Source organism: uncultured Ruegeria sp. (genome assembly GCF_947497005.1).
Lineage (GTDB): Bacteria > Pseudomonadota > Alphaproteobacteria > Rhodobacterales > Rhodobacteraceae > Ruegeria.
Genome location: NZ_CANMFF010000030.1, coordinates 1 through 21,075 on the forward strand (window position 1 = coordinate 1; position 21,075 = coordinate 21,075).

General features: G+C 56.9%; 16 protein-coding genes and 1 tRNA gene. 14 read left to right on the forward strand and 3 right to left on the reverse strand.

Annotated features, from left to right (window positions below; genetic code table 11):
* From Q0816_RS24085 to Q0816_RS24130, 10 genes are all read left to right on the forward strand, one after another.
* Nucleotides 1–1,104 (forward strand): hypothetical protein (locus Q0816_RS24085; RefSeq protein WP_298855483.1); only part of this gene is annotated, 1,104 nt, incomplete at its 5' end.
* A 10-nt stretch (nt 1,105–1,114) separates the two neighbouring features.
* Nucleotides 1,115–2,608: a heme biosynthesis HemY N-terminal domain-containing protein gene (locus Q0816_RS24090; protein ID WP_298855485.1), complete on the forward strand. Its 1,494-nt coding sequence runs from the start codon at nt 1,115–1,117 to the stop codon at nt 2,606–2,608.
* An 85-nt stretch (nt 2,609–2,693) separates the two neighbouring features.
* The gene (locus Q0816_RS24095; RefSeq protein WP_298855487.1) at nt 2,694–3,791 is read left to right on the forward strand and encodes an MHYT domain-containing protein; all 1,098 of its coding nucleotides are present in this window, start codon (nt 2,694–2,696) and stop codon (nt 3,789–3,791) included.
* A 140-nt stretch (nt 3,792–3,931) separates the two neighbouring features.
* The gene (locus Q0816_RS24100) at nt 3,932–4,765 is read left to right on the forward strand and encodes a xanthine dehydrogenase family protein subunit M (protein ID WP_298855489.1); all 834 of its coding nucleotides are present in this window, start codon (nt 3,932–3,934) and stop codon (nt 4,763–4,765) included.
* Nucleotides 4,766–4,779: 14 nt separating this feature from the next.
* Nucleotides 4,780–5,274, forward strand: coding sequence for a (2Fe-2S)-binding protein (locus tag Q0816_RS24105; RefSeq protein ID WP_298855491.1), 495 nt, complete (start codon nt 4,780–4,782; stop codon nt 5,272–5,274).
* A complete protein-coding gene (locus Q0816_RS24110) occupies nt 5,271–7,688 on the forward strand; it encodes an aerobic carbon-monoxide dehydrogenase large subunit (protein ID WP_298855493.1) in 2,418 nt (805 codons plus the stop codon). The genes Q0816_RS24105 and Q0816_RS24110 overlap by 4 nt, the downstream gene beginning before the upstream one ends.
* A gap of 105 nt (nt 7,689–7,793) precedes the next feature.
* Complete coding sequence (locus tag Q0816_RS24115; protein WP_298855494.1) at nt 7,794–8,660, forward strand: MoxR family ATPase; 867 nt, start codon at nt 7,794–7,796, stop codon at nt 8,658–8,660.
* On the forward strand, nt 8,660–9,850 hold the full coding sequence (locus Q0816_RS24120) for a VWA domain-containing protein (protein WP_298855495.1): 1,191 nt from the start codon (nt 8,660–8,662) through the stop codon (nt 9,848–9,850). Before Q0816_RS24115 ends, Q0816_RS24120 begins: the two co-directional genes overlap by 1 nt.
* 12 nt (nt 9,851–9,862) lie before the next feature.
* Nucleotides 9,863–10,675, forward strand: a complete 813-nt coding sequence (locus Q0816_RS24125; protein WP_298855496.1) for an XdhC family protein — start codon at nt 9,863–9,865, stop codon at nt 10,673–10,675.
* A 108-nt stretch (nt 10,676–10,783) separates the two neighbouring features.
* On the forward strand, nt 10,784–11,236 hold the full coding sequence (locus Q0816_RS24130) for a carbon monoxide dehydrogenase subunit G (protein WP_298855497.1): 453 nt from the start codon (nt 10,784–10,786) through the stop codon (nt 11,234–11,236).
* An 83-nt stretch (nt 11,237–11,319) separates the two neighbouring features.
* Here the strand turns inward: Q0816_RS24130 and Q0816_RS24135 are convergent, their stop codons facing one another.
* Both Q0816_RS24135 and Q0816_RS24140 read right to left on the reverse strand, forming a co-directional pair.
* On the reverse strand, nt 11,320–11,808 hold the full coding sequence (locus tag Q0816_RS24135; RefSeq protein WP_298855498.1) for a class I SAM-dependent methyltransferase: 489 nt from the start codon (nt 11,806–11,808) through the stop codon (nt 11,320–11,322).
* A gap of 373 nt (nt 11,809–12,181) precedes the next feature.
* Nucleotides 12,182–12,268: transfer RNA gene (locus Q0816_RS24140), tRNA-Leu, on the reverse strand.
* Between the two features lie 201 nt (nt 12,269–12,469).
* On the opposite strand from Q0816_RS24140, the gene Q0816_RS24145 reads away from it, so the two are divergent.
* Nucleotides 12,470–13,453, forward strand: coding sequence for a complex I NDUFA9 subunit family protein (locus Q0816_RS24145; protein ID WP_298855499.1), 984 nt, complete (start codon nt 12,470–12,472; stop codon nt 13,451–13,453).
* On the opposite strand, the gene Q0816_RS24150 is transcribed toward Q0816_RS24145, so the two are convergent.
* The gene (locus Q0816_RS24150; protein ID WP_298855500.1) at nt 13,454–14,257 is read right to left on the reverse strand and encodes an undecaprenyl-diphosphate phosphatase; all 804 of its coding nucleotides are present in this window, start codon (nt 14,255–14,257) and stop codon (nt 13,454–13,456) included.
* Nucleotides 14,258–14,486: 229 nt separating this feature from the next.
* Between Q0816_RS24150 and Q0816_RS24155 the strand changes: the two genes are divergently transcribed.
* The 3 genes from Q0816_RS24155 to gltB are packed head-to-tail and all read left to right on the forward strand — an operon-like array spanning nt 14,487 to nt 20,911.
* A complete protein-coding gene (locus Q0816_RS24155) occupies nt 14,487–15,920 on the forward strand; it encodes an NAD(P)-dependent oxidoreductase (protein ID WP_298855501.1) in 1,434 nt (477 codons plus the stop codon).
* Between the two features lie 24 nt (nt 15,921–15,944).
* On the forward strand, nt 15,945–16,382 hold the full coding sequence (locus Q0816_RS24160) for a GFA family protein (RefSeq protein WP_298855502.1): 438 nt from the start codon (nt 15,945–15,947) through the stop codon (nt 16,380–16,382).
* Nucleotides 16,379–20,911: a glutamate synthase large subunit gene (gltB, locus tag Q0816_RS24165; protein WP_298855503.1), complete on the forward strand. Its 4,533-nt coding sequence runs from the start codon at nt 16,379–16,381 to the stop codon at nt 20,909–20,911. The genes Q0816_RS24160 and gltB overlap by 4 nt, the downstream gene beginning before the upstream one ends.
* Nucleotides 20,912–21,075: the final 164 nt, after the last annotated feature.

Sequence of the window (21,075 nt, forward strand, 5' to 3'; positions counted from 1 at the left end):
GAAGCCGAAGCCGAAGCCGAAGCCGAAGCCGAAGCCGAAGCCGAAGCCGAAGCCGAAGCCGAAGCCGAAGCCGAAGCGCCAACAGAAGAAATCGCCCCGGTCGAGGAAAAGGTTGTCGAGCGTGTAGTTGAAAAGCGCGGTGGTTTTGTGCCCGCTTTGCTGGGCGGCGCCATCGCGGCTGCAATGGGATTTGCGCTGGGCAATGGCGGGATGTTGTCAAATGGCTCCGACAACTCAGATGTGTTGGCGGCATTGGAATCGAAACTGGCAGATCAATCGGGCCAGATTGCCAAGTTGTCACAGACGCTTGCAAACATCCCGGACGTTTCCGGTCTGACAGATCAGGTCAAAGCGTTGTCGGACAAGCTAACACCGGTCGAAGGAGACCTGAGCGCGGTCAAATCTTCGGTTGATACGCTGAACGGTCAGGTCGGGCCTTTGTCGGACCGGATCGCAGCATTGGAGAAAGCACCAATCGAAGCCAACGTATCACCCGAAGCCATCGCTGCCTTTGACGCCGAGTTGAAGAAACTGCAGGATTCGTTGGCGACTCAACGGGCTGAGGTTGAAAAAATGGTCTCGGACGCTCAGGCGCTTGAGGCGAAAGCGTCCGCCAACGCACAGGCAGCGACAAATGCCGCTGTTTTGTCCCGTCTGCACGGGCAACTGGACGCAGGTCAGCCCTATTCTGATCTGGTCACTGAATTGAAGACAGGGGGTGTCAATGTCCCGGACGCCTTGACCAGCACGTCGGAAAAGGGGGTGGAAACCCTGACCTCGTTGCGAGCCTCATTTGATTCTGCTGCGAGAACGGCGCTGACTGAAGCGCGGGATGCCGACAAAGGCAGTGGCCTGATCGCCTTCCTGCAACGCCAAACGGGTGCGCGTTCGGTCACGCCTCAGGAAGGCGATGGGCCTGACGCTGTTTTGTCACGCGCGCAGGCTGCGCTAGCGAATGGAGACCTGTCCAAAGCGTTGAGCGAATTGAAATCACTTCCCGAAGCGGCGCAGACCGCGATGGCCGATTGGGAGCAGGCGGCCCAGACACGGGTCGATGCCGTTGATGCGGCAAATACATTGGCTTCCGGCCTGAACTCGAACTGAAGGACCTGCCATGCTGTGGTCACTGTTTAAGATCCTCGTTTTTGTTGCGATTATCGGCCTGCTTGCGCTGGGCGGTCACTTCCTTATGCAAACCAGTGGCGGGGTTCAAATCACCGTCGCGGGCACAGAATTCACACTCGGGCCGCTTCAATCGGTGATCGCTCTGGGCGTGTTGGTGTTTGCGGTCTGGCTGTTTTTCAAACTGCTCAGCCTGTTAATCGCAACATTGAAATTTTTGAACGGTGACGAAACGGCCTTGTCCCGGTATTTCGACCGCAACCGAGAACAAAAAGGATATCATGCGCTGGCGGATGGCCTGATGGCGCTGGCTTCGGGCGAAGGGCGTGTGGCGATGACCAAAGCCAGCAAGGCCGAGAAGCTGTTGAACAGGCCGGAACTGACCAATCTGCTCGTGGCACAGGCCGCCGAGATGACCGGTGATACTAAAAAAGCATCGGACACCTACAAGAAACTGGTGACCAACAATGCGACCCGCTTTGTCGGCGTGCGCGGGATCATGAAGCAGAAGCTGGCCGAAGGTGATGATGAAACCGCCCGTAAATTGGCCGAGAAAGCTCTGGCGATCAAACCGCGCCACGAAGAAACGCAAGACGTGTTGATGAACCTGCAAACCAAGGCGCAGGATTGGGCCGGTGCGCGGTCGACGCTGACGTCCAAATTAAAAGCCGGGCATTTGCCACGCGACGTATTCAAACGGCGCGATGCAGTTTTGGCCTTGTCCGAAGCCAAGGGAATTCTGGACGAAGACGCCTCTGTCGAACAACAGGAGCGCGCGATCGAGGCCAATCGCCTGTCACCCGATCTTGTGCCAGCCGCCGCCATGGCGGCCCGTGCATATATTGCCAAAGGCAAACCCCGGGCGGCGACAAAGATTCTCAAAAAGGCATGGGATGTGCAGCCCCATCCTGATCTGGCCCATGCCTTTGCCGAGATCGCACCGGAAGAAACCCCCGATCAACGGATCAAGCGGTTCACCGCGCTGACTCGCATTCATCCCGAGAACATGGAAACCCGTCTGATTCTGGCGGAGCTGAATATCGTTGCCGAGGATTTCCCCGAAGCCCGCCGTGCGTTGGGCGATGTGGTCGAAAAACAAGGTGATGCACGCGCCTATACATTGATGGCTGCCATCGAACGGGGCGAAGGTGCTTCGGACGCCGTTGTGCAAGGCTGGTTGGCCAAGGCGTTGAACGCGCCGCGGGGTCCGCAGTGGGTGTGCAACAATTGCCATGATATTCAGCCTGAATGGGGGCCGGTTTGTCAGAACTGCGGCAGCTTCGATACGCTCAGTTGGCAGACACCTCAAACGCCCGAAATCGCAAGTGCGACCGGTGTACACATGCTGCCGTTGATCGTTGGTGCGCTTGAGGATCAATCCGAAGAGCCCGAAGCCATGGAGCCTGCGGAAGGGGACGACGTGGTCGAAGTGACAGCAGACGCTGTTGAGGTGGCGGAGCAGGCCGAGGTTCAAAAGCAGGCCTGAGCCCTGCGACAGCTAACTGTGAATTGTCGCAGCTAATTCTGTTTGCTAACGTCGCCCTCGCGTCGGGGAGGGCGCTCAAATCCAAATGTTGGACTATTCTCATAACGCCTGGTTAGTGGCGGCATCGCTTGCTGTGGCACTGATGGCCGGATTTACAGGTCTTTACCTTACGCATGGCGCGTCAAAGCTGGACAGTCAGCGGCGCAAACTTGTTGTGGCTTTGGCCGCGGTCATTCTGGGCGGCGGCATTTGGTCGATGCATTTTGTTGCTATGCTGGGCCTGCAACTGCCGATCCTGTTCTATTACGACGCCCTGATCACACTCATGTCGGCGCTGGCCGCAATCCTGATGGTTGGGCTAGCGCTGCTGTTGCTACATTTTCGGCCCCGTTCGGCGCAGACGATGATCGGTTCGGGGATGATCGTAGGTCTGGGTATCGTGGCGATGCACTATATCGGTATGGCCGGGATGCAACTGTGCCGCCCCGTGAACAACGTCTTGGACATTGTTCTGTCCACTTTGGCATCGGTGATTCTGTCAGTGGCCGCCATTTGGGTGGCTTATGGCAATCGAACTCAACGCAACATTCTGCTGGGCACGGTTTGTTTCGGGCTGGCTGTGTTTACCATGCATTTCGTTGCCACTGGTCTGACCGATTTCGTTGCAAGTGACAGCCCCGGTGGCGCGGGTCCTGCACTGGACAATCAGGTGCTGGCGATGGGCGTGACTGTATCCGTCTTCCTGATCTGCGGTGCTTTTTTGTTGACCGGGATCACGTTTATCGAACCAAAGCCCGAAGCGGCACCTGCGGCTTCTGCCCTAGATCCTGCGCCTGAACAGACACAGATGCGCGCTGGTGTTCCGTATGAGCGTGAAGGCCAGACGTTTTTTGCGGACCCCGCCGGAATTGCCGCCATTCGGGCCGAAGGGCATTATACTGTCCTTTATTTGGATTCAGAGAAACTATTCTGCCCATGGTCGATCACCGAAGCGGAAACCCGTCTGCTTTCCGAAGGGTTCTTGCGGGCGCATCGCAGCTATTTGGTGAACCCCAAACATGTCTCGAGTTTCGAACGGCACAAGGATAACGGCACTTGCTATTTCGACGGCGTCGACGCGTTGACAAAGGTGCCAGTCAGCCGATCCCGCCTGACGGATATTCGCGATGCGCTGGGTCTGTGATCGCAACTGGTGCAGCTCATTCGTATTTCGTGAAACAAGCTGCGCGCCCCGTTTCACGTAACTGGCGGGTGCGGAGTTAGCGCCGCTTTTCTATCCTCAGGTCCCCCAAGGCATATCGCTCGGACCCAGGGAGGAAAGATATGATACCAGCCGGTTTTGAGTATCACCGGCCAGGCGACATCGCTTCGGCCATCGGCATTCTACAGGAACACGGAGACGAGGCGCGCGTGATCGCGGGCGGGCACAGCCTGATCCCGATGATGAAGCTGCGAATGGCTGAAATGGGCCATCTGGTCGATCTTCAGGCTATTGATGAACTCAGGGGCGTCGAGATTGGTCCTGAGACAGTGACTCTTGGTGCGATGGTCACGCAGCATGAGCTGATCACCCATGATGGTTTGACTGCTGCTATCCCGCTGATCCGAGAGGCGGCGCTACAGATCGCCGATCCTCAGGTGCGATATATGGGAACTGTCGGTGGCAACGTGGCCAATGGAGATCCGGGGAATGATATGCCCGGTCTTATGCAGTGTCTGAACGCATCGTTTGAACTGTCTGGCCCCGATGGAAATCGCAGCGTTGCGGCCCGCGACTTTTATGAAGCTGCATACTTCACGGCCCGCGAGGACGAGGAAATTCTGACGCGGATTTCGATTCCTGTGCCGGGTGCGGGTGTCGGTCAGGCCTATGAAAAGCAAAAACGCAAGATCGGGGATTACGCAACTGCCGCCGCGGCAGTGATGGTTGGCAATGGAACGGCCTCGGTCGCGATGACCAATCTGGCCGATACTCCTGTCTGGTCCGAAAGCGCCAGTACTGCGCTTGCCGGGGGAAATGTTGATGCCTGCGTGACCGCGATGCTGGATGCCATCGAGCCTGTCGAAGACAACCGAGGACCCGTCGAATTCAAAAAACACGTGGCCGCTGTGATGTTGCGCCGCGCCATCGACCGCGCACAAAGCCGCGCGGGCTGAGGGGAGGAACATTCATGTCGAAAATGCACGTCAAACTCACCGTGAATGGCAAACAGGTCGAAGGTCTGGCCGAGCCGCGCACGCTGTTGATCCATTTCCTGCGGGAAGATTTGAAAATCACCGGTCCGCATATCGGGTGCGAGACCAGCCATTGCGGGGCCTGCACTGTCGATATCGACGGCAAGTCGGTCAAATCCTGCACCACTTTCGTGGCACAGGTGAACGGGGCCGATATCACCACCGTCGAAGGACTGGCCAACGACGATGGCAGCCTTGGGGTTCTGCAAGAGATGTTTCGCGAACATCACGGGCTGCAATGCGGTTTCTGCACACCGGGTATGATCACCCGTGCGCACAGGTTGCTGCAGGAAAACCCAACCCCGACCGAGGAAGACATCCGTTTTGGCATGGCCGGAAATCTGTGCCGCTGCACCGGGTATCAGAACATTGTCAAAGCGATCTCGGCCTCGGCCGACATGCTGAACGCTCAGAAGGAGGCTGCGGAATGAACGACCAGACTCTGACCCCCGAAGAACGCGCCACCAACCTAAAAGGCATGGGCTGCGCCCGAAAACGCGTCGAAGACGTGCGCTTTACCCAAGGCAAGGGCAACTATGTCGATGACATCAAGCTGGACGGAATGCTGTTCGGCGCATTTGTCCGCTCGCCCTACGCTCATGCACGTGTCGTCAGTGTGAACAAAGAGGCAGCGCTCGCCGTGCCCGGTGTTGTTGCCGTGTTGACTGCCGAAGACCTTGCTCCGCTAGGTCTGCATTGGATGCCGACGCTGGCCGGCGACAAGCAAATGGTGCTGGCAGACGGAAAGGTTCTTTTTCAGGGCCAAGAGGTTGCCTATGTCGTTGCCGAAGATCGCTATATTGCGGCCGATGCGGCAGAACTGGTTGAAGTCGACTACGAAGAATTGCCGGTTTTGACCGACCCGTTCGAGGCGTTGAAATCGGACGTTGTTCTGCGTGAAGACCTTGCAGGCCAGACCGAAGGTGCGCATGGGCCGCGCAAACATCACAACCATATCTTTACCTGGGAACAGGGCGACAAGGACGCGACCGAAGCGGTTCTGGGTGAGGCCGATGTCGTCGCTGAAGAGATGGTTTATTACCACCGCACGCACCCTTGCCCATTGGAGACCTGCGGCTGCGTCGCATCGATGGACAAGGTGACCGGTAAGCTGACGCTCTACGGCACGTTCCAGGCTCCGCATGCCATCCGGACAGTTGTGTCGCTTATTTCTGGATTGGCCGAGCATAATATCCGGGTGATCAGTCCTGATATTGGCGGTGGCTTTGGTAACAAGGTCGGGGCCTATGCAGGCTATGTCTGCTCGGTTGTGGCCTCGATCGTAACCGGTCAGCCGGTAAAATGGGTTGAAAACCGGATGGAAAACCTGATGGCCACCGCTTTTGCCCGCGATTACTGGATGCAGGGCAAAATCGCGGCCACGAAAGAAGGTAAGATCACCGGTCTGTGGTGCCATACCACGGCGGATCACGGCGGCTTCGATGCCTGTGCCGACCCGTCCAAGTTCCCGGCAGGGTTCATGAATATCTGCACCGGGTCTTATGACATCCCCACCGCTTATTTGGCTGTGGATGGTGTCTATACCAACAAGGCGCCCGGTGGTGTGGCCTATCGCTGTTCCTTCCGCGTGACCGAGGCCGCCTATTTCATCGAACGGATGATCGAGGTTCTGGCCATCAAGCTGAACATGGACGCAGCCGAGCTGCGCCGGATCAACTTTATCAAGGCCGATCAGTTCCCCTATCAGTCTGCGCTGGGCTGGGAATATGACTCGGGCGATTATCATACCGCCTGGGACAAGGCTTTGAAGGCTGTGGATTATGACGGTCTGCGTGCCGAGCAGGCGCAGCGGATCGAGGAGTTCAAGGCTGGAAAAACGCGTAAGCTGCTGGGGATCGGTCTGACGCATTTCACCGAAATCGTTGGCGCAGGGCCTGTGAAGAACTGCGATATCCTTGGGATGGGCATGTTCGATTCATGCGAAATCCGCATTCACCCCACCGGCTCTGCCATCGCGCGTATCGGGGCGATCAGCCAGGGGCAGGGTCATGCCACGACCTTTGCCCAGATCATCGCCAGCGAGATCGGTCTGCCCGCAGATGATATCACGCTGGAGGAAGGCGATACCGACACCGCGCCTTATGGGCTGGGCACCTACGGGTCGCGTTCGACCCCCGTGGCCGGTGCCGCGACGGCGGTAGCGTCGCGAAAGATCCGCGCCAAGGCGCAGATGATCGCGGCCTATCTGCTTGAGGTTCATGATGGCGATCTGGAATGGGATGTGGATCGCTTTGCCGTCAAAGGCGCGCCTGAGCGGTTCAAGACAATGAAAGAGATCGCTTTTGCCGCTTACAATCAGGCCATTCCCGGTCTGGAACCGGGGCTGGAGGCTGTAAGCTACTATGACCCGCCGAATATGACTTATCCTTTCGGGGCCTATATCTGCGTTATGGAGATCGACGTGGACACCGGTGAATGGGATGTTCGGAAGTTCTATGCTCTGGATGATTGCGGCACCCGGATCAACCCGATGATTATTGAAGGGCAGGTCCATGGTGGCGTGACCGAGGCGCTGGCCATCGCGATGGGTCAGGAAATCGCCTATGATGAGATGGGCAATGTGAAGACCGGCACGCTGATGGATTTCTTTATTCCTACCGCGTGGGAAACGCCGAACTACACCACGGACCACACGGTGACGCCTTCGCCGCATCATCCGATTGGTGCAAAGGGCGTAGGAGAAAGCCCGAATGTGGGTGGCGTGCCTGCGTTTTCAAACGCGGTGCATGATGCGTTCCGACCCTTTGGGCTGGTGCAGAGCCACATGCCGCATGACCACTGGCGCATTTGGAAGATCGCCAACGGGTTGGGGATGCACGGGTAATCGGTTTCGAACCGGCTGTCGCCGGTCCGACCGAACGGAGGGGGTTCTACCCCCTCCGAATCTCCCCCGAGGTATTTTTGGCCAGATGAAGATTGGATCCTGGTTTTGACTTTGAATGACGTGCAGAACGGATTGGCCGCGCAGGGCTATGTTGCCGACGACCGGTTGGCGATGGCGCTGCATTTGGCGCAGCAATTGGGGCGGCCTTTGCTGTTGGAAGGGCCCGCAGGCGTGGGCAAAACTGAAGTTGCCAAAGCAATGGCGGCATGGCGAGATACCCGATTGATCCGGTTGCAGTGCTATGAGGGGCTGGATGCCAGTCACGCCATCTATGAATGGAATTACCAACGTCAATTGCTGGCCATTCGCGCGAGCGAAGCGCAGGGTGGAATTGTCGAAGCGCAGCTGTTTTCTGATGATTATCTACTGAAACGGCCTTTGTTAGAGGCTATTTCTGAGGAGAAACCCCCAGTTCTTCTGATTGACGAGATTGATCGTGCGGATGAGGAGTTCGAAGCTTATCTTCTGGAAATTCTCTCTGATTTTCAGATCACGATTCCGGAACTGGGCACTGTGAAGGCGCAGGTCACGCCTATTGTGATCCTGACCGCTAATGGGACGCGTGATTTGTCAGACGCTTTGCGCAGACGGTGCTTGTATAGTTTCCTTGCCTATCCATCGAAGGAAACCGAAATGGCTATCTTGCGGTCTCGTTTGCCTCACATAGAAGGAATTCTGGCGCGTCAGATCATCGGGGTCGTCCAGGCGTTGCGGAAAGAAGACTTTGAGAAATCACCAGGTATTGCCGAAATGCTGGACTGGGCTGCTGCTCTGTCCGGGTTGGGGGTGAATGATTTGGCCAAGTCACCGGATGAAGTGCAGGCAACATTGGTTTGCTTGCTAAAGACCGCCGCTGATTACGACGCGGCCCCACCCGAGGTGATGGATCGCTTGATCGGAAAGGTGGCGTAATGCAGGTCACGCGCTTCCCTTCCCGAGCTAATGGTCTCGCGGATCGTATGTCCGGGTTCATCGGTTATCTGCGAATGAATGGCCTGCGTGTGGGGCCGAGTGAAACCGGGGATGCGCTGGCCGCTTTGTCCAATATCGATGCAACGAATGCCGACCAGGTCCGGCAGGCGATGTGCGCGGTGTTGACCGGTGATGCGGATGATTGGCGCCGTTTTGATGAGCTATTCGACGCCTATTGGTTCAATCTGGGCAAGCAGCGTGCGGGAACGGTGAAAAACAAACATGTGCGGGTGCAATCCGCGAAACCGATGATCTGGCAGTCCAAGAGCGAGGCGGAGGATGAAACACAGTCGCATTCGCCTCAGGAAGCCACCACTCCGGACCATGGCGACGGAGAGGCTGAGGGGATGGACGGGAAGTTGATCGCGACTCGGACTGCCAACATGTCGCGCCGGGATTTGCGTGAACTGGTGGATGAAGAGACTCTAAAACAGGCCGAAATGGCAGCTCTGGCCTTGGCCCACGCCATAAGGGATCGTCGTTCGCGTCGCCGCAAAAGAGCGTTGAGAGGATCAGTTTTGGACATGCGCCGAATTCAGCGCGCCAGCTTGGCGCGTGGTGGCGAGCCTTTGGATCTGTATCGCCGTGCGCGGCCGCCACGCCCGATGCGGATTGTGGCGCTGTGCGACGTGAGTGGATCGATGACCGTGTATTCACGCGTGTTTCTGGCTTTTCTAAAAGGGCTGATCGGTGGCGAGACTGAGGCGGACGCCTATCTGTTCCATACACGTTTGATGCGGGTTACCGATGCACTGCGCGATCACGATACGCTTCGGGCGGCAGGGCGATTGTCGCTGATGGCTGAAGGATTCGGGGGCGGTACCGATATATCGGGCAGTCTCGAGAGGTTTCTGGTCGGTTACGGCGCGCAAGCATTGAACGGGCGGACTGTCGTTCTGGTTCTTTCGGACGGATATTGCAGTTCTGATCCGCGAGCTCTGGGCGATGTATTGGCGCGCATAAAGCGCAAAGCACGGCGGATTGTCTGGTTGAATCCGCTAAAAGGCTGGAAAGACTATCAGCCGATTGCAGCGGGGATGCGAGCGGCAGAACCCTATCTGGACGCCCATTTGCCGGCCAACACACTCGATGCTTTGGCGGCGCTGGAGCCGCAATTCCGGAAGCTGTGAAAGGAGTCCAACATGGCAAATTTCGACATATTCGACACCATCGAACGGCTGCGCGAGAGTGGGGAGGCCTTTTGTGTGGCGACGGTTCTGCGTACAGCGGATGCGACCTCGGCCAAGGCCGGTGGCAAGGCGGCAATCACGCGAGACGGCCAGATTCTGGGGCATCTTGGCGGGGCGTGTGTGCAGCGCGCGGTTCGAACGTCGGCGCAGCGGGCGCTGACCTGCGGTGCGCCTCAGCTGATCTGCGTCAAACCTTCGGAAAAGGTGGTAACCATGACAGACCCGGATGGCGTGCAAACCTTCAAGAGCGGCTGCCCGTCTGGTGGCACCGTCGATCTGCTGGTCGAGCCCTATCAACATGCGCCCCGGCTGGTAATCTTCGGCGACGGGGTAATCGCAGAGGCTCTGGCGGCGCATGGGTTGCTTGCAGGGTTTCGTACGATGGTCGAGGCCGGAGTCGAGGCCGGAAAGGACTGTACGCGGTTCGCTTTGGACCAAGTCGATACTCTGGGCGTGGAACAGCGCGACTTTGTTGTTGTAGCTGCGCAAGGACGCAATGACGGGGTTGCCTTGAAGGCAGCCTTGGGGACCGAGGCGGCGCGCGTGGCGATGGTGGCCAGCCGCCGCAAGGCTGACACTCTGACTGCGAAGCTGATTACGCAGGGTATGGATCCAGTGAAGGTCGCCCGCCTGAAATCTCCGGCGGGGCTGAACATCAATGCCATTGACCCACATGAGATTGCCCTGTCGATCCTGGCCGAGATCGTGATGTGGCGAAACAGTGACAAATCGACAGAGGTTTCTCATGATGAAAAACTTGCTTGAACGCTTGCGCCGCAAATGGCCTGTGCGACCAGAACAAACCACTAAAGAGGCCACGGAGGTCGCTTTGCGTGTGTTTCCAAGATGTTGTTGAATAAAGGAAAGACCTGAATGGAACTGACTGACGAAATTCGTATTTCTGCACCTCGTGACGTGGTTTATCGCGCGTTGAATGATCCGGAAGTGTTGAAGGACTGCATCCCCGGCTGTGAAGAGCTCACGCAGAATTCACCTACTGAGCTTGAGGCCAAGGTGGTGCTGAAAATCGGTCCGGTTAAAGCCCGCTTTTCGGGTGAGGTTACGCTGGATACGACAAATGCACCGGATAGGTTCTCATTGACTGGTGAAGGAAAGGGCGGAGCAGCAGGCTTTGCCAAAGGCGGGGCCGAGGTAACGCTGACCGAAGACGGGGACGAAACGGTTCTGACCTATACGGCCAAGGTCGACGTCGGCGGCAAGATCGCTCAGCTTGGCAGTCGGTTGATTGCAGGAACTGCCAAGAAACTGTCAGGCAAGTTCTTTACCAGCTTTGGTGAGATCGTGTCTGAGCAATCGGTGTCCTGAACGTCGTAGTATGTGAGCTTTGATCAGTACTCTGCAAACGTTGCCGGTTTCCGGTACGCGAAGCTACCAAGGTGAAAGCGCCGTCAAGCGTTACTTGGACGCCTACCCACCGCCTGTACCAAAGTGTCCCGGCTCCAAATCCCCATTGATCGGTGCTGCCGATTGCCGAGGTTCGGATCGTGAAGATCAAACTCGGGTGCGTCTGATGTCTCGTGGATTAGATACAATGGCATCGGGAAATTGAACGGTTCAATCATAGGATTGAACCGTTGATACCCGCCATTCTTTTTGAGGTCCTGATTGTGCCGAACATGATCAATCGAAGTAAGAAGATAGGGAATATCAGCCTCAATGAAGTTCCTGAAGAATGCCCATTTTGCTTCGTGTTTCAGATGGAATAAGCAGTCGCGGCACATCATCAGGTCAGCTTTGGGCAGCGGGTCTGAACATATATCCAGTACGGAGAACGATACATTTTCAGAAGTAAACTCTTCTGCAACGGGGTTTATGACCGAACTTGAGATATCTGCTCCGTGATAGGCCACAAGCGTTGACAGGTCCACCGCCTGCATCCACGTCCAGTCGCCGCAGGGGGCATCAAGAAACCTACGGACTTCGAGTTTTTCGAAAATACTGGGCAAAGCGTCGCGAAGCCTAGTTGTGGCGGCCAAGGTCGATCCGCGACCTGACCGAGGCGCTCTTCCTCTTTTCCCCGACCAGTCAATATTTTCGAAAGCTACCTTCAGATCTTTGCGCATCGGTTTTGCCCTGTTGAACAATTCGCAAACTAATCTCTGGTGCCAGTGATCACCAGATGGATTTCTGTGTTCGGGGAAATACCTGCCAGATTTTTCATCTGCGGGTACCACAAGGTGCAATAGACGGTTTCCGGTACAAATCGCCTACGTCAACATGTTGAATCTATTTATGTTTTGTAAGGGGATTTGGTGCCCAGGAGAGGACTCGAACCTCCACGTCCATACGGACACTAGCACCTGAAGCTAGCGCGTCTACCAATTCCGCCACCTGGGCAGGTGTCGTGGAGGGGCGTTTAAGCCTAGTGGCCGGGGGCGTCAACCGGATTCGAATAGATTTTTTAAAGTTTTTTGAATTCGGTTTTCGACCGGTGGTTTTGACCCAGGAGTTTCAATGTCGTCGCGGCGAATTAGCGCCTTGTTTGACTGGGCTGCGGGCGTTAGTTCTAGGGCGCAATTTCTCAGCAGGAGCCCTCTCATGTCGAAACTGGTGACGATTTATGGCGGATCGGGATTTGTCGGTCGCTACATCGCGCGGCGCATGGCAAGTGAGGGCTGGCGTGTACGGGTTGCGGTGCGACGTCCGAACGAGGCAATGTTCGTGAAACCCTACGGTGTTGTGGGGCAGGTTGAACCGGTACTGTGCAATATTCGGGATGATGCTTCGGTCGCATTGGCGATGCATAGCGCGGATGTCGTGATCAACTGCGTGGGCGTGCTGAACGCGTTGGGTAAAAACGGTTTTGATACCGTGCAGGCCGAAGGAGCTGAACGCATCGCGCGTTTGGCCGCCGAGCAGGGTATTGAACGAATGGTTCAAATCTCGGCCATTGGTGCTGATGCGGGTGCCGCCAGCGATTATTCTCAAACCAAAGCACAAGGCGAAGCGGGTGTTCTGAAACATATGCCCAGCGCGGTGATCCTGCGCCCCTCAGTAATCTTTGGAACCGAAGATCAGTTTTTCAACCGTTTCGCCGGCATGACTCGCATGGGGCCGTTCCTGCCTCTGGTTGGGGCCGACACCAAATTCCAGCCGGTCTTCGTGGATGATGTGGCCCAGGCGGCCGTCAAAGGCGCTTTGGGTCAGGCCGAGCCTGGTGTGTATGAGCTGGGTGGGCCCGAGGTGAAGACCTTTCGCGCACTTATGCAGCAGATGCTTGAGGTCATTCACCGTCGCCGCGTCATCATCGGTATGCCGTTTTTTGCTGCCCGGATCATGGCGGGAATGTTGGACATCGCAAAATTCGTCAGCTTCCAGCTGTTCCCGAACAACATTTTGACCCGGGATCAGCTCAAGAACCTGCGGCACGACAATGTCGTATCGGACGGGGCCAAGTCATTTGCTGATCTTGGGATCGCGCCAACAACGCTGGACTCCGTGCTGCCGGAATATCTGTGGAAATTCCGGCCCTCGGGTCAGTATGATGACATTCAGAACTCGGCCAAGAACCTGCGTATCTGATCAGCTGTAGGCCATAAACAGCAGGATCGCGCCGAGAATGACGCGGTAGATGACATAGGGTGTAAAGCTGACACTGCGCAGAAGTCGCATCATCAGGCTGAGTGCCAAAAGGGCCGAGAGAAAAGCAAACACCGCTGCAATGGCCCCATCCCGGGCCAATTGCATATCGGCGTCGCGCACAACATCCAGTGCCAGCAAAGTGCCCGACGCCAGAATCGTCGGGATCGACATCAGCATGGCAATCCGTGCGCCGTCTTCTCGGGTATAGCCCAATTGACGGGCTCCTGTGATGGTAATCCCGGATCTGGATGTACCGGGAATCAGCGCAAGAACCTGCCACAACCCCATTATGAACGCGTCACGTATTCCCCAATCGGCGGCTTCCTTGGTTTCGGGGCCTTTCTGATCCATCCAGTACAGAAGCAGCCCAAAGCCCAGCATTGTCCAGCCGATCACGGTGATTGATCGCATGGCATCGCTCAGTCCGGTTAAATGCAAAATAAAGCCCGCGATCACAGTTGGGATCGTTGCAATGATCAGCCCCAGAGCGAGACGGGACTGAGGTGTGTCCGTCCGCCCGGTCAGAGCGCCAGGCAGCCCAGCAAGGGCTTGCTTCACGTCCGACCAGAAATAAAGAATAACGGCGCCGAGCGTGCCCACATGCACCGCAACGTCTATGGCCTGACCCTGATCTTGCAAGCCCGTCAGGCTAGGTAAAAGGATCAGGTGACCTGATGAAGATATGGGCAAAAACTCAGTGATTCCCTGAATGATTGCTACGAGAATCAGGTGGAAAAAACTCATCTGCCCTGCCGTGCTGCCGCCACGTGTCTTTGAGGTTTATGGGTATAAGGGCGGTAAAAAAAAGGAAAGCACGCATATAGGTCCGAATCGGAACTAAAACTTCGGGTTTTTACCTAATTTTTCCAATGGAACGACACGTTTTCTAAAAGTAGGTCAGTATATTTGACTTTTCATTCAGATACTCATCCCGTAAAGAAACCAGACTAAGCCAATTCATGGAGTCTGACCCGTGGCCAAGCAACCGATGCTGAAATTTGTGCAGATCGACCGCGTCATGCCGGAAAAGCGTGCCGCCGATGACCGCAAGGACGACTTTGACGAGATCTATTCCGAGTACGCCGCTAAAAAAGCGGCCGAGCAGGCGAGTCGTTGCAGCCAGTGTGGGGTACCATATTGTCAGTCACATTGCCCGCTGCACAATAACATCCCCGACTGGTTGCGACTGACTGCGACCGGCCGTCTGGAAGAGGCCTATCAGACAAGTCAGGCAACCAATACTTTCCCCGAGATTTGTGGGCGCATCTGTCCGCAGGACCGCCTGTGTGAAGGCAACTGCGTGATTGAACAATCGGGCCATGGAACGGTCACCATCGGTACCATTGAAAAATACATCACCGACACAGCATGGGATAAAGGTTGGGTAAAGCCAGTGATCCCGGCGGCAGAGCGCGGTGAAAGTGTGGGTATCATTGGTGGAGGACCTGGTGGACTGGCTGCAGCGGACATGCTGCGCCAAGCGGGTATCCAAGTCACCGTCTACGACCGTTATGACCGTGCGGGCGGCCTGCTTATGTACGGTATTCCGGGCTTCAAGCTGGAAAAAGACATCGTCCAGCGCCGCAATGATCTGCTGGCCGACGGTGGGGTCGAGTTTGTTCTGAACTGCGACGTGGATGCGGCCAAGTTCGAAGAAATCCGGGCCAAGCATGATGCCGTCATCATTGCGACCGGCGTTTACAAGTCGCGTGACTTGTCCATGCCGGGCAGTGGTCTTGCGGGTATCGAAAAAGCAATCGACTTCCTGACCGCTTCAAACCGGAAAAGTTTTGGCGACGAGGTCGAGGATTTCGACAATGGTCGCCTGAATGCGGCAGGCAAAAAAGTCGTTGTGATTGGCGGTGGTGACACCGCGATGGACTGTGTTCGCACATCGATCCGTCAGGGTGCAACTTCGGTCAAATGCCTGTATCGCCGGGACCGGGCGAACATGCCGGGCTCGCAGCGTGAAACGCAGAACGCCGAGGAAGAAGGCGTGATCTTTGAATGGCTCAGCGCGCCCAAAGGCTTCACGGGCGATGACACGGTTTCGGGTGTGATGGTGCAGAAGATGCGGCTGGGGCAGCCTGATGCCACGGGTCGTCAGGCCCCCGAAGTAATCGAAGGCGCGGATTATGTCGAAGACGCCGATCTGGTGATCAAGGCGCTGGGATTCGAGCCTGAAGATCTGCCCACACTGTTCGGCCAACCCGACCTGCCGGTCACCCGCTGGGGCACCGTCAAGGCGGCATTCCAAACCGGCGAGACCGAGATGGACGGCATCTATGCCATTGGTGACATAGTACGTGGTGCCTCTCTGGTGGTTTGGGCAATCCGTGATGGGCGCGACTGCGCCGACGCGATCATCGACCGCTTTAACACAAAAGCTGCCGTTGCAGCCGAGTAATCCCAGCGATCAGGAGGGTCCGAAATGCCTGAATTGCAAGGCCAATGCATGTGTGGCGAGGTCACAGTAACCGCAACTCCGGCGCGGGATGCGCTGGGGGCGTGCCATTGCGACCAGTGTCGCCGCTGGACCAGCTCGATGTTAGTGACCTTTCAGGCCGAAGAAGGGTACGCAGCGCTTGGCCCGGTCAAAACCTATACGTCTTCCGACTGGGCTGAGCGTGCCTTTTGTGCCGATTGTGGTTCGGCACTTTGGTATCGGATCACCCTTCCGGGCGAGATGCACGGCCAGACACAAATGGCGGCAGGTCTGTTTGATAATGCCGCAGGCAACCCGCTGAAACTTGAACTTTACATCGACAAAAAGCCCGAGGGGTACGCGTTCGCAGGCGAACGTCGGCAGATGACCAAAGCCGAGGTCGAAGCCATGTATGCCCAGCCGGAACAAGGAGACAGCCAATGACCAAATATGATGCCGATTGGGTGCGGGCCGAAGAAGCCAAGCGCACATGGATGGCCGAAAACGGTCTCTATTCCAAGGAAGAAGAGCATTCTTCTTGTGGCGTAGGCCTTGTTGTGTCCGTGGACGGCAAAGCGTCGCGCAAGGTTGTCGACGCGGGTATCGACGCGCTCAAGGCGATCTGGCACCGCGGCGCTGTCGATGCTGATGGCAAAACCGGCGATGGCGCGGGGATCCACGTGCAGATTCCGGTGCCATTCTTCTATGACCAGATTCGCCGCACAGGCCACGAGCCCAAGTTGGATGAGCTGATCGCGGTTGGTCAGGTCTTCCTGCCGCGCACCGATTTTGGTGCGCAGGAACAGTGCCGGACCATCGTGGAAACCGAAGTTCTGCGCATGGGCTACTACATCTATGGCTGGCGTCATGTGCCGGTCGACGTTACCTGCCTGGGTGAAAAAGCCAACGCCACCCGCCCCGAGATTGAGCAGATCCTGATCTCGAATTCCAAAGGCGTGGATGAAGAAACCTTCGAGCGTGAGCTCTATGTCATCCGCCGCCGCATTGAAAAAGCGGCCGCAGCGGCTGGTATTTCCGGGCTGTATCTGGCGTCGCTCAGCTGCCGTTCGATCATTTACAAGGGTATGATGCTGGCTGAACAGGTGGCGGTTTTCTATCCCGACCTGATGGACGAACGCTTTGAATCAGCGTTTGCAATTTATCACCAGCGCTATTCAACCAACACCTTCCCACAATGGTGGCTGGCCCAGCCGTTCCGCATGTTGGCTCATAACGGTGAGATCAATACACTGAGGGGCAACATCAACTGGATGAAGAGCCATGAAATCCGCATGGCCAGTGGCACCTTTGGCGACTATGCCGAAGACATTAAACCTATCATCGCTGGCGGATCGTCGGATTCCGCTGCATTGGACTCGGTTTTTGAAGTTCTGGTGCGTGCAGGCCGGTCTGCCCCGATGGCGAAAACCATGCTGGTGCCGGAAAGCTGGTCCAAGCAGGCAGTTGAGCTGCCACAGGCCTGGCGTGACATGTATTCCTATTGCAACTCGGTGATGGAGCCTTGGGATGGCCCGGCTGCGTTGGCCATGACCGATGGCCGCTGGGTTTGCGCCGGTCTGGATCGGAACGGATTGCGCCCAATGCGCTATGTGGTGACAGGCGATGGTTTGGTTATCGCGGGCTCTGAGGCCGGAATGGTTCCGATCGACGAGGCGAGCGTGACCGAAAAGGGCGCGCTGGGTCCGGGCCAGATGCTGGCCGTCGACATGAAAAAGGGCAAGCTGTTCCGCGATACCCAGATCAAGAACAAACTGGCCCGCGCCCTTCCTTTTGGTGAATGGGTCGGCAAGATCAACGATCTGGACAAAACGCTCGCTGGCGTGACCGAAACGTCCATCTTCTCGAGTGAAGAGCTGCGCAAGCGTCAGATCGCTGCGGGCTATTCGGTTGAAGAGCTGGAGCAAATCCTGGCTCCGATGGCAGAAGACGGTAAAGAAGCCCTGGCATCCATGGGCGATGACACGCCGTCGGCGGTTCTGTCCAAGCAATACCGCCCGCTCAGCCATTTCTTCCGCCAGAACTTCAGCCAGGTTACCAACCCTCCGATCGACAGCCTGCGTGAATACCGTGTGATGTCGCTGAAAACGCGGTTTGCCAACCTCAAGAATGTGTTGGATGAAGACAGCAGCCAAACCGAGATCGTGGTTTTGGAAAGCCCCTTTGTCGGTAATGCGCAATGGGACAAGCTGGTTGAAAACTTCGATGCTCCGCTGGCTGAAATTGATTGTAGTTTTGAACCCGGTCGGGGCGCTCTTAGCGCCGCTTTGGCCCGTGTTAGAGCCGAAGCAGAAGAAGCTGTACGCTCGGGTGCCGGACATCTTGTGCTGACGGACATGCACTCGGGCGAAGGCCGTGTCGCAATGCCAATGATTCTGGCAACCAGCGCCGTGCATTCGCACCTGACACGTCAGGGATTGCGCACTTTCTGTTCGCTGAACGTGCGGTCGGCGGAGTGTGTTGATCCGCATTACTTCGCTGTGTTGATCGGCTGCGGTGCGACCGTTGTGAACGCCTATCTGGCAGAAGATTCGCTGGCAGATCGCATTGATCGTGGGCTGTTGGACGGCACGCTGACCGAGAACGTCGCCCGCTTCCGCGAAGCCATCGACCAGGGCCTGCTGAAGATCATGGCCAAGATGGGCATTTCAGTGATCTCGTCCTATCGCGGTGGCCTTAATTTTGAGGCCGTTGGCCTCAGCCGCGCCATGGTGGCCGAATATTTCCCGGGCATGACCAGCCGTATTTCCGGTATCGGCGTCACGGGTATTCAGTCAAAGGCTGAAGAAATCCACGCCAAAGGCTGGAATAGCGGTCTGGATGTTCTTCCCATCGGTGGTTTCTACAAGGCGCGGAAATCAGGTGAGACCCACGCGTGGGAAGCCACGTCCATGCACATGATGCAGATGGCCTGCAACAAGGCGTCCTATGAGCTATGGAAGCAGTATTCGGCCAAGATGCAGTCGAACCCGCCGATCCATCTGCGTGATCTGATGGACTTCAAACCGCTGGGCAAGCCGGTTCCGATTGAAGAAGTCGAGTCGATCACCTCGATCCGCAAACGCTTTGTCACGCCGGGTATGAGCTTGGGTGCGCTGTCACCCGAGGCGCATAAGACGCTGAACGTGGCGATGAACCGGATCGGCGCAAAGTCGGACTCGGGCGAGGGTGGCGAAGACCCGGCACATTTCGTGCCGGAACCCAATGGCGACAACCCATCGGCCAAGATCAAGCAGGTGGCCTCGGGCCGGTTCGGTGTGACTGCTGAATACCTGAACCAGTGCGAAGAGTTGGAAATCAAGGTCGCCCAGGGTGCGAAACCCGGTGAGGGTGGACAGTTGCCAGGCATGAAGGTCACCGACCTGATTGCGCGTCTGCGGCACTCGACCAAAGGCGTGACCTTGATCTCGCCGCCGCCGCATCACGACATCTACTCGATCGAGGATCTGGCGCAGCTGATCTATGACCTCAAGCAGATCAACCCACGCTGCAAGGTGACGGTGAAACTGGTGGCGTCCTCGGGCGTTGGCACGATTGCGGCCGGTGTGGCCAAGGCAAAGGCTGATGTGATCCTGATTTCGGGGCACAATGGCGGCACAGGTGCTTCGCCCGCGACCAGCATCAAATATGCCGGTCTGCCGTGGGAGATGGGGCTGACCGAGGCGCATCAGGTTCTGGCGATGAACAACCTGCGCGACCGTGTTACCCTTCGGACTGACGGCGGTCTGCGCACCGGGCGCGACATTGTCATGGCCGCGATGATGGGGGCCGAAGAATACGGTATCGGCACCGCCGCGCTGATCGCGATGGGCTGTATCATGGTGCGTCAGTGCCAGTCGAACACCTGCCCGGTTGGCGTCTGTACACAGGACGAGAGCCTGCGCGCGAAGTTCACCGGAAATGCGGATAAGGTGGTGAACCTGATTACCTTCTACGCGCAGGAAGTGCGTGAGCTGCTGGCCAGCCTCGGGGCGCGATCGATTGACGACATCATCGGCCGGGCGGACCTGCTGGCTCAGGTCAGCCGTGGTTCGGCGCATCTGGACGATCTGGATCTCAACCCGCTGCTGATCACCGTCGATGGCTCGGCCAATATTGTCTACAACCGTGACAAAGATCGCAACGCGGTACCTGATACTCTGGATGCCGAGATCGTGCGGGATGCAGCAAGATTCCTGAAGGACGGCGAGAAAATGCAGCTGTCTTATGCGGTGCAGAATACGCACCGGACTGTGGGAACCCGTGTTTCCAGTCATATTGTTCAGAACTTTGGTATGCGGAACACGTTTCAGGACGACCATCTGCACGTGAAATTGCAGGGCTCGGCCGGTCAGTCTCTCGGTGCTTTCGCAGCTCCGGGTCTGAAGCTGGAAGTGTCAGGCGATGCAAACGACTATGTCGGTAAAGGTCTTTCTGGTGGCATGATTGTAGTACGCCCGCCGCAAGTCAGCCCGCTGAAGGCGGATGAAAACACGATTATCGGTAACACGGTCCTGTACGGCGCAACGGATGGCCATCTGTTTGCGGCTGGCCGTGCGGGTGAGCGGTTTGCTGTGCGAAACTCGGGTGCCAAAGTTGTGGTCGAAGGCTGCGGCTCGAACGGATGTGAATACATGACCGGCGGTCTGGCCGTTATCCTTGGTGAGATTGGCGCCAATTTCGGTGCAGGCATGACCGGTGGCATGGCTTATCTGTATGATCCAGAAGGCAAGGCCGAAGCGCTGATGAACAAGGAAACGCTTGTGACCTGTCCGGTCACTGTCGACCATTGGGTGGATCAACTGAAATCCATGATCACACGCCACGCCGAGGAGACTTACAGTCGCAAAGCCGCGGATATTCTGCAGCACTGGGACGTGGAAAAAAGCAACTTCCTGCAGGTTTGCCCCAATGAAATGCTGAACAAGCTGAGCCATCCGCTGACCGAGGAAGCCACGGCAGTTCCGGCGGAATAAGTCGGATTTCACCGAAAAACAGGGCCTCGCGTGTCATTTGCACCACGCGGGGCCCTGTTTGTTTACATTGATTGTGTGTGTTTCTTGCCTGCTCTTCTTAATTTCGCCAAGCTTTGTTCACGTTCTGGTGATAACCATGGGCTGTTTCGGTTTTTGATGGTGAG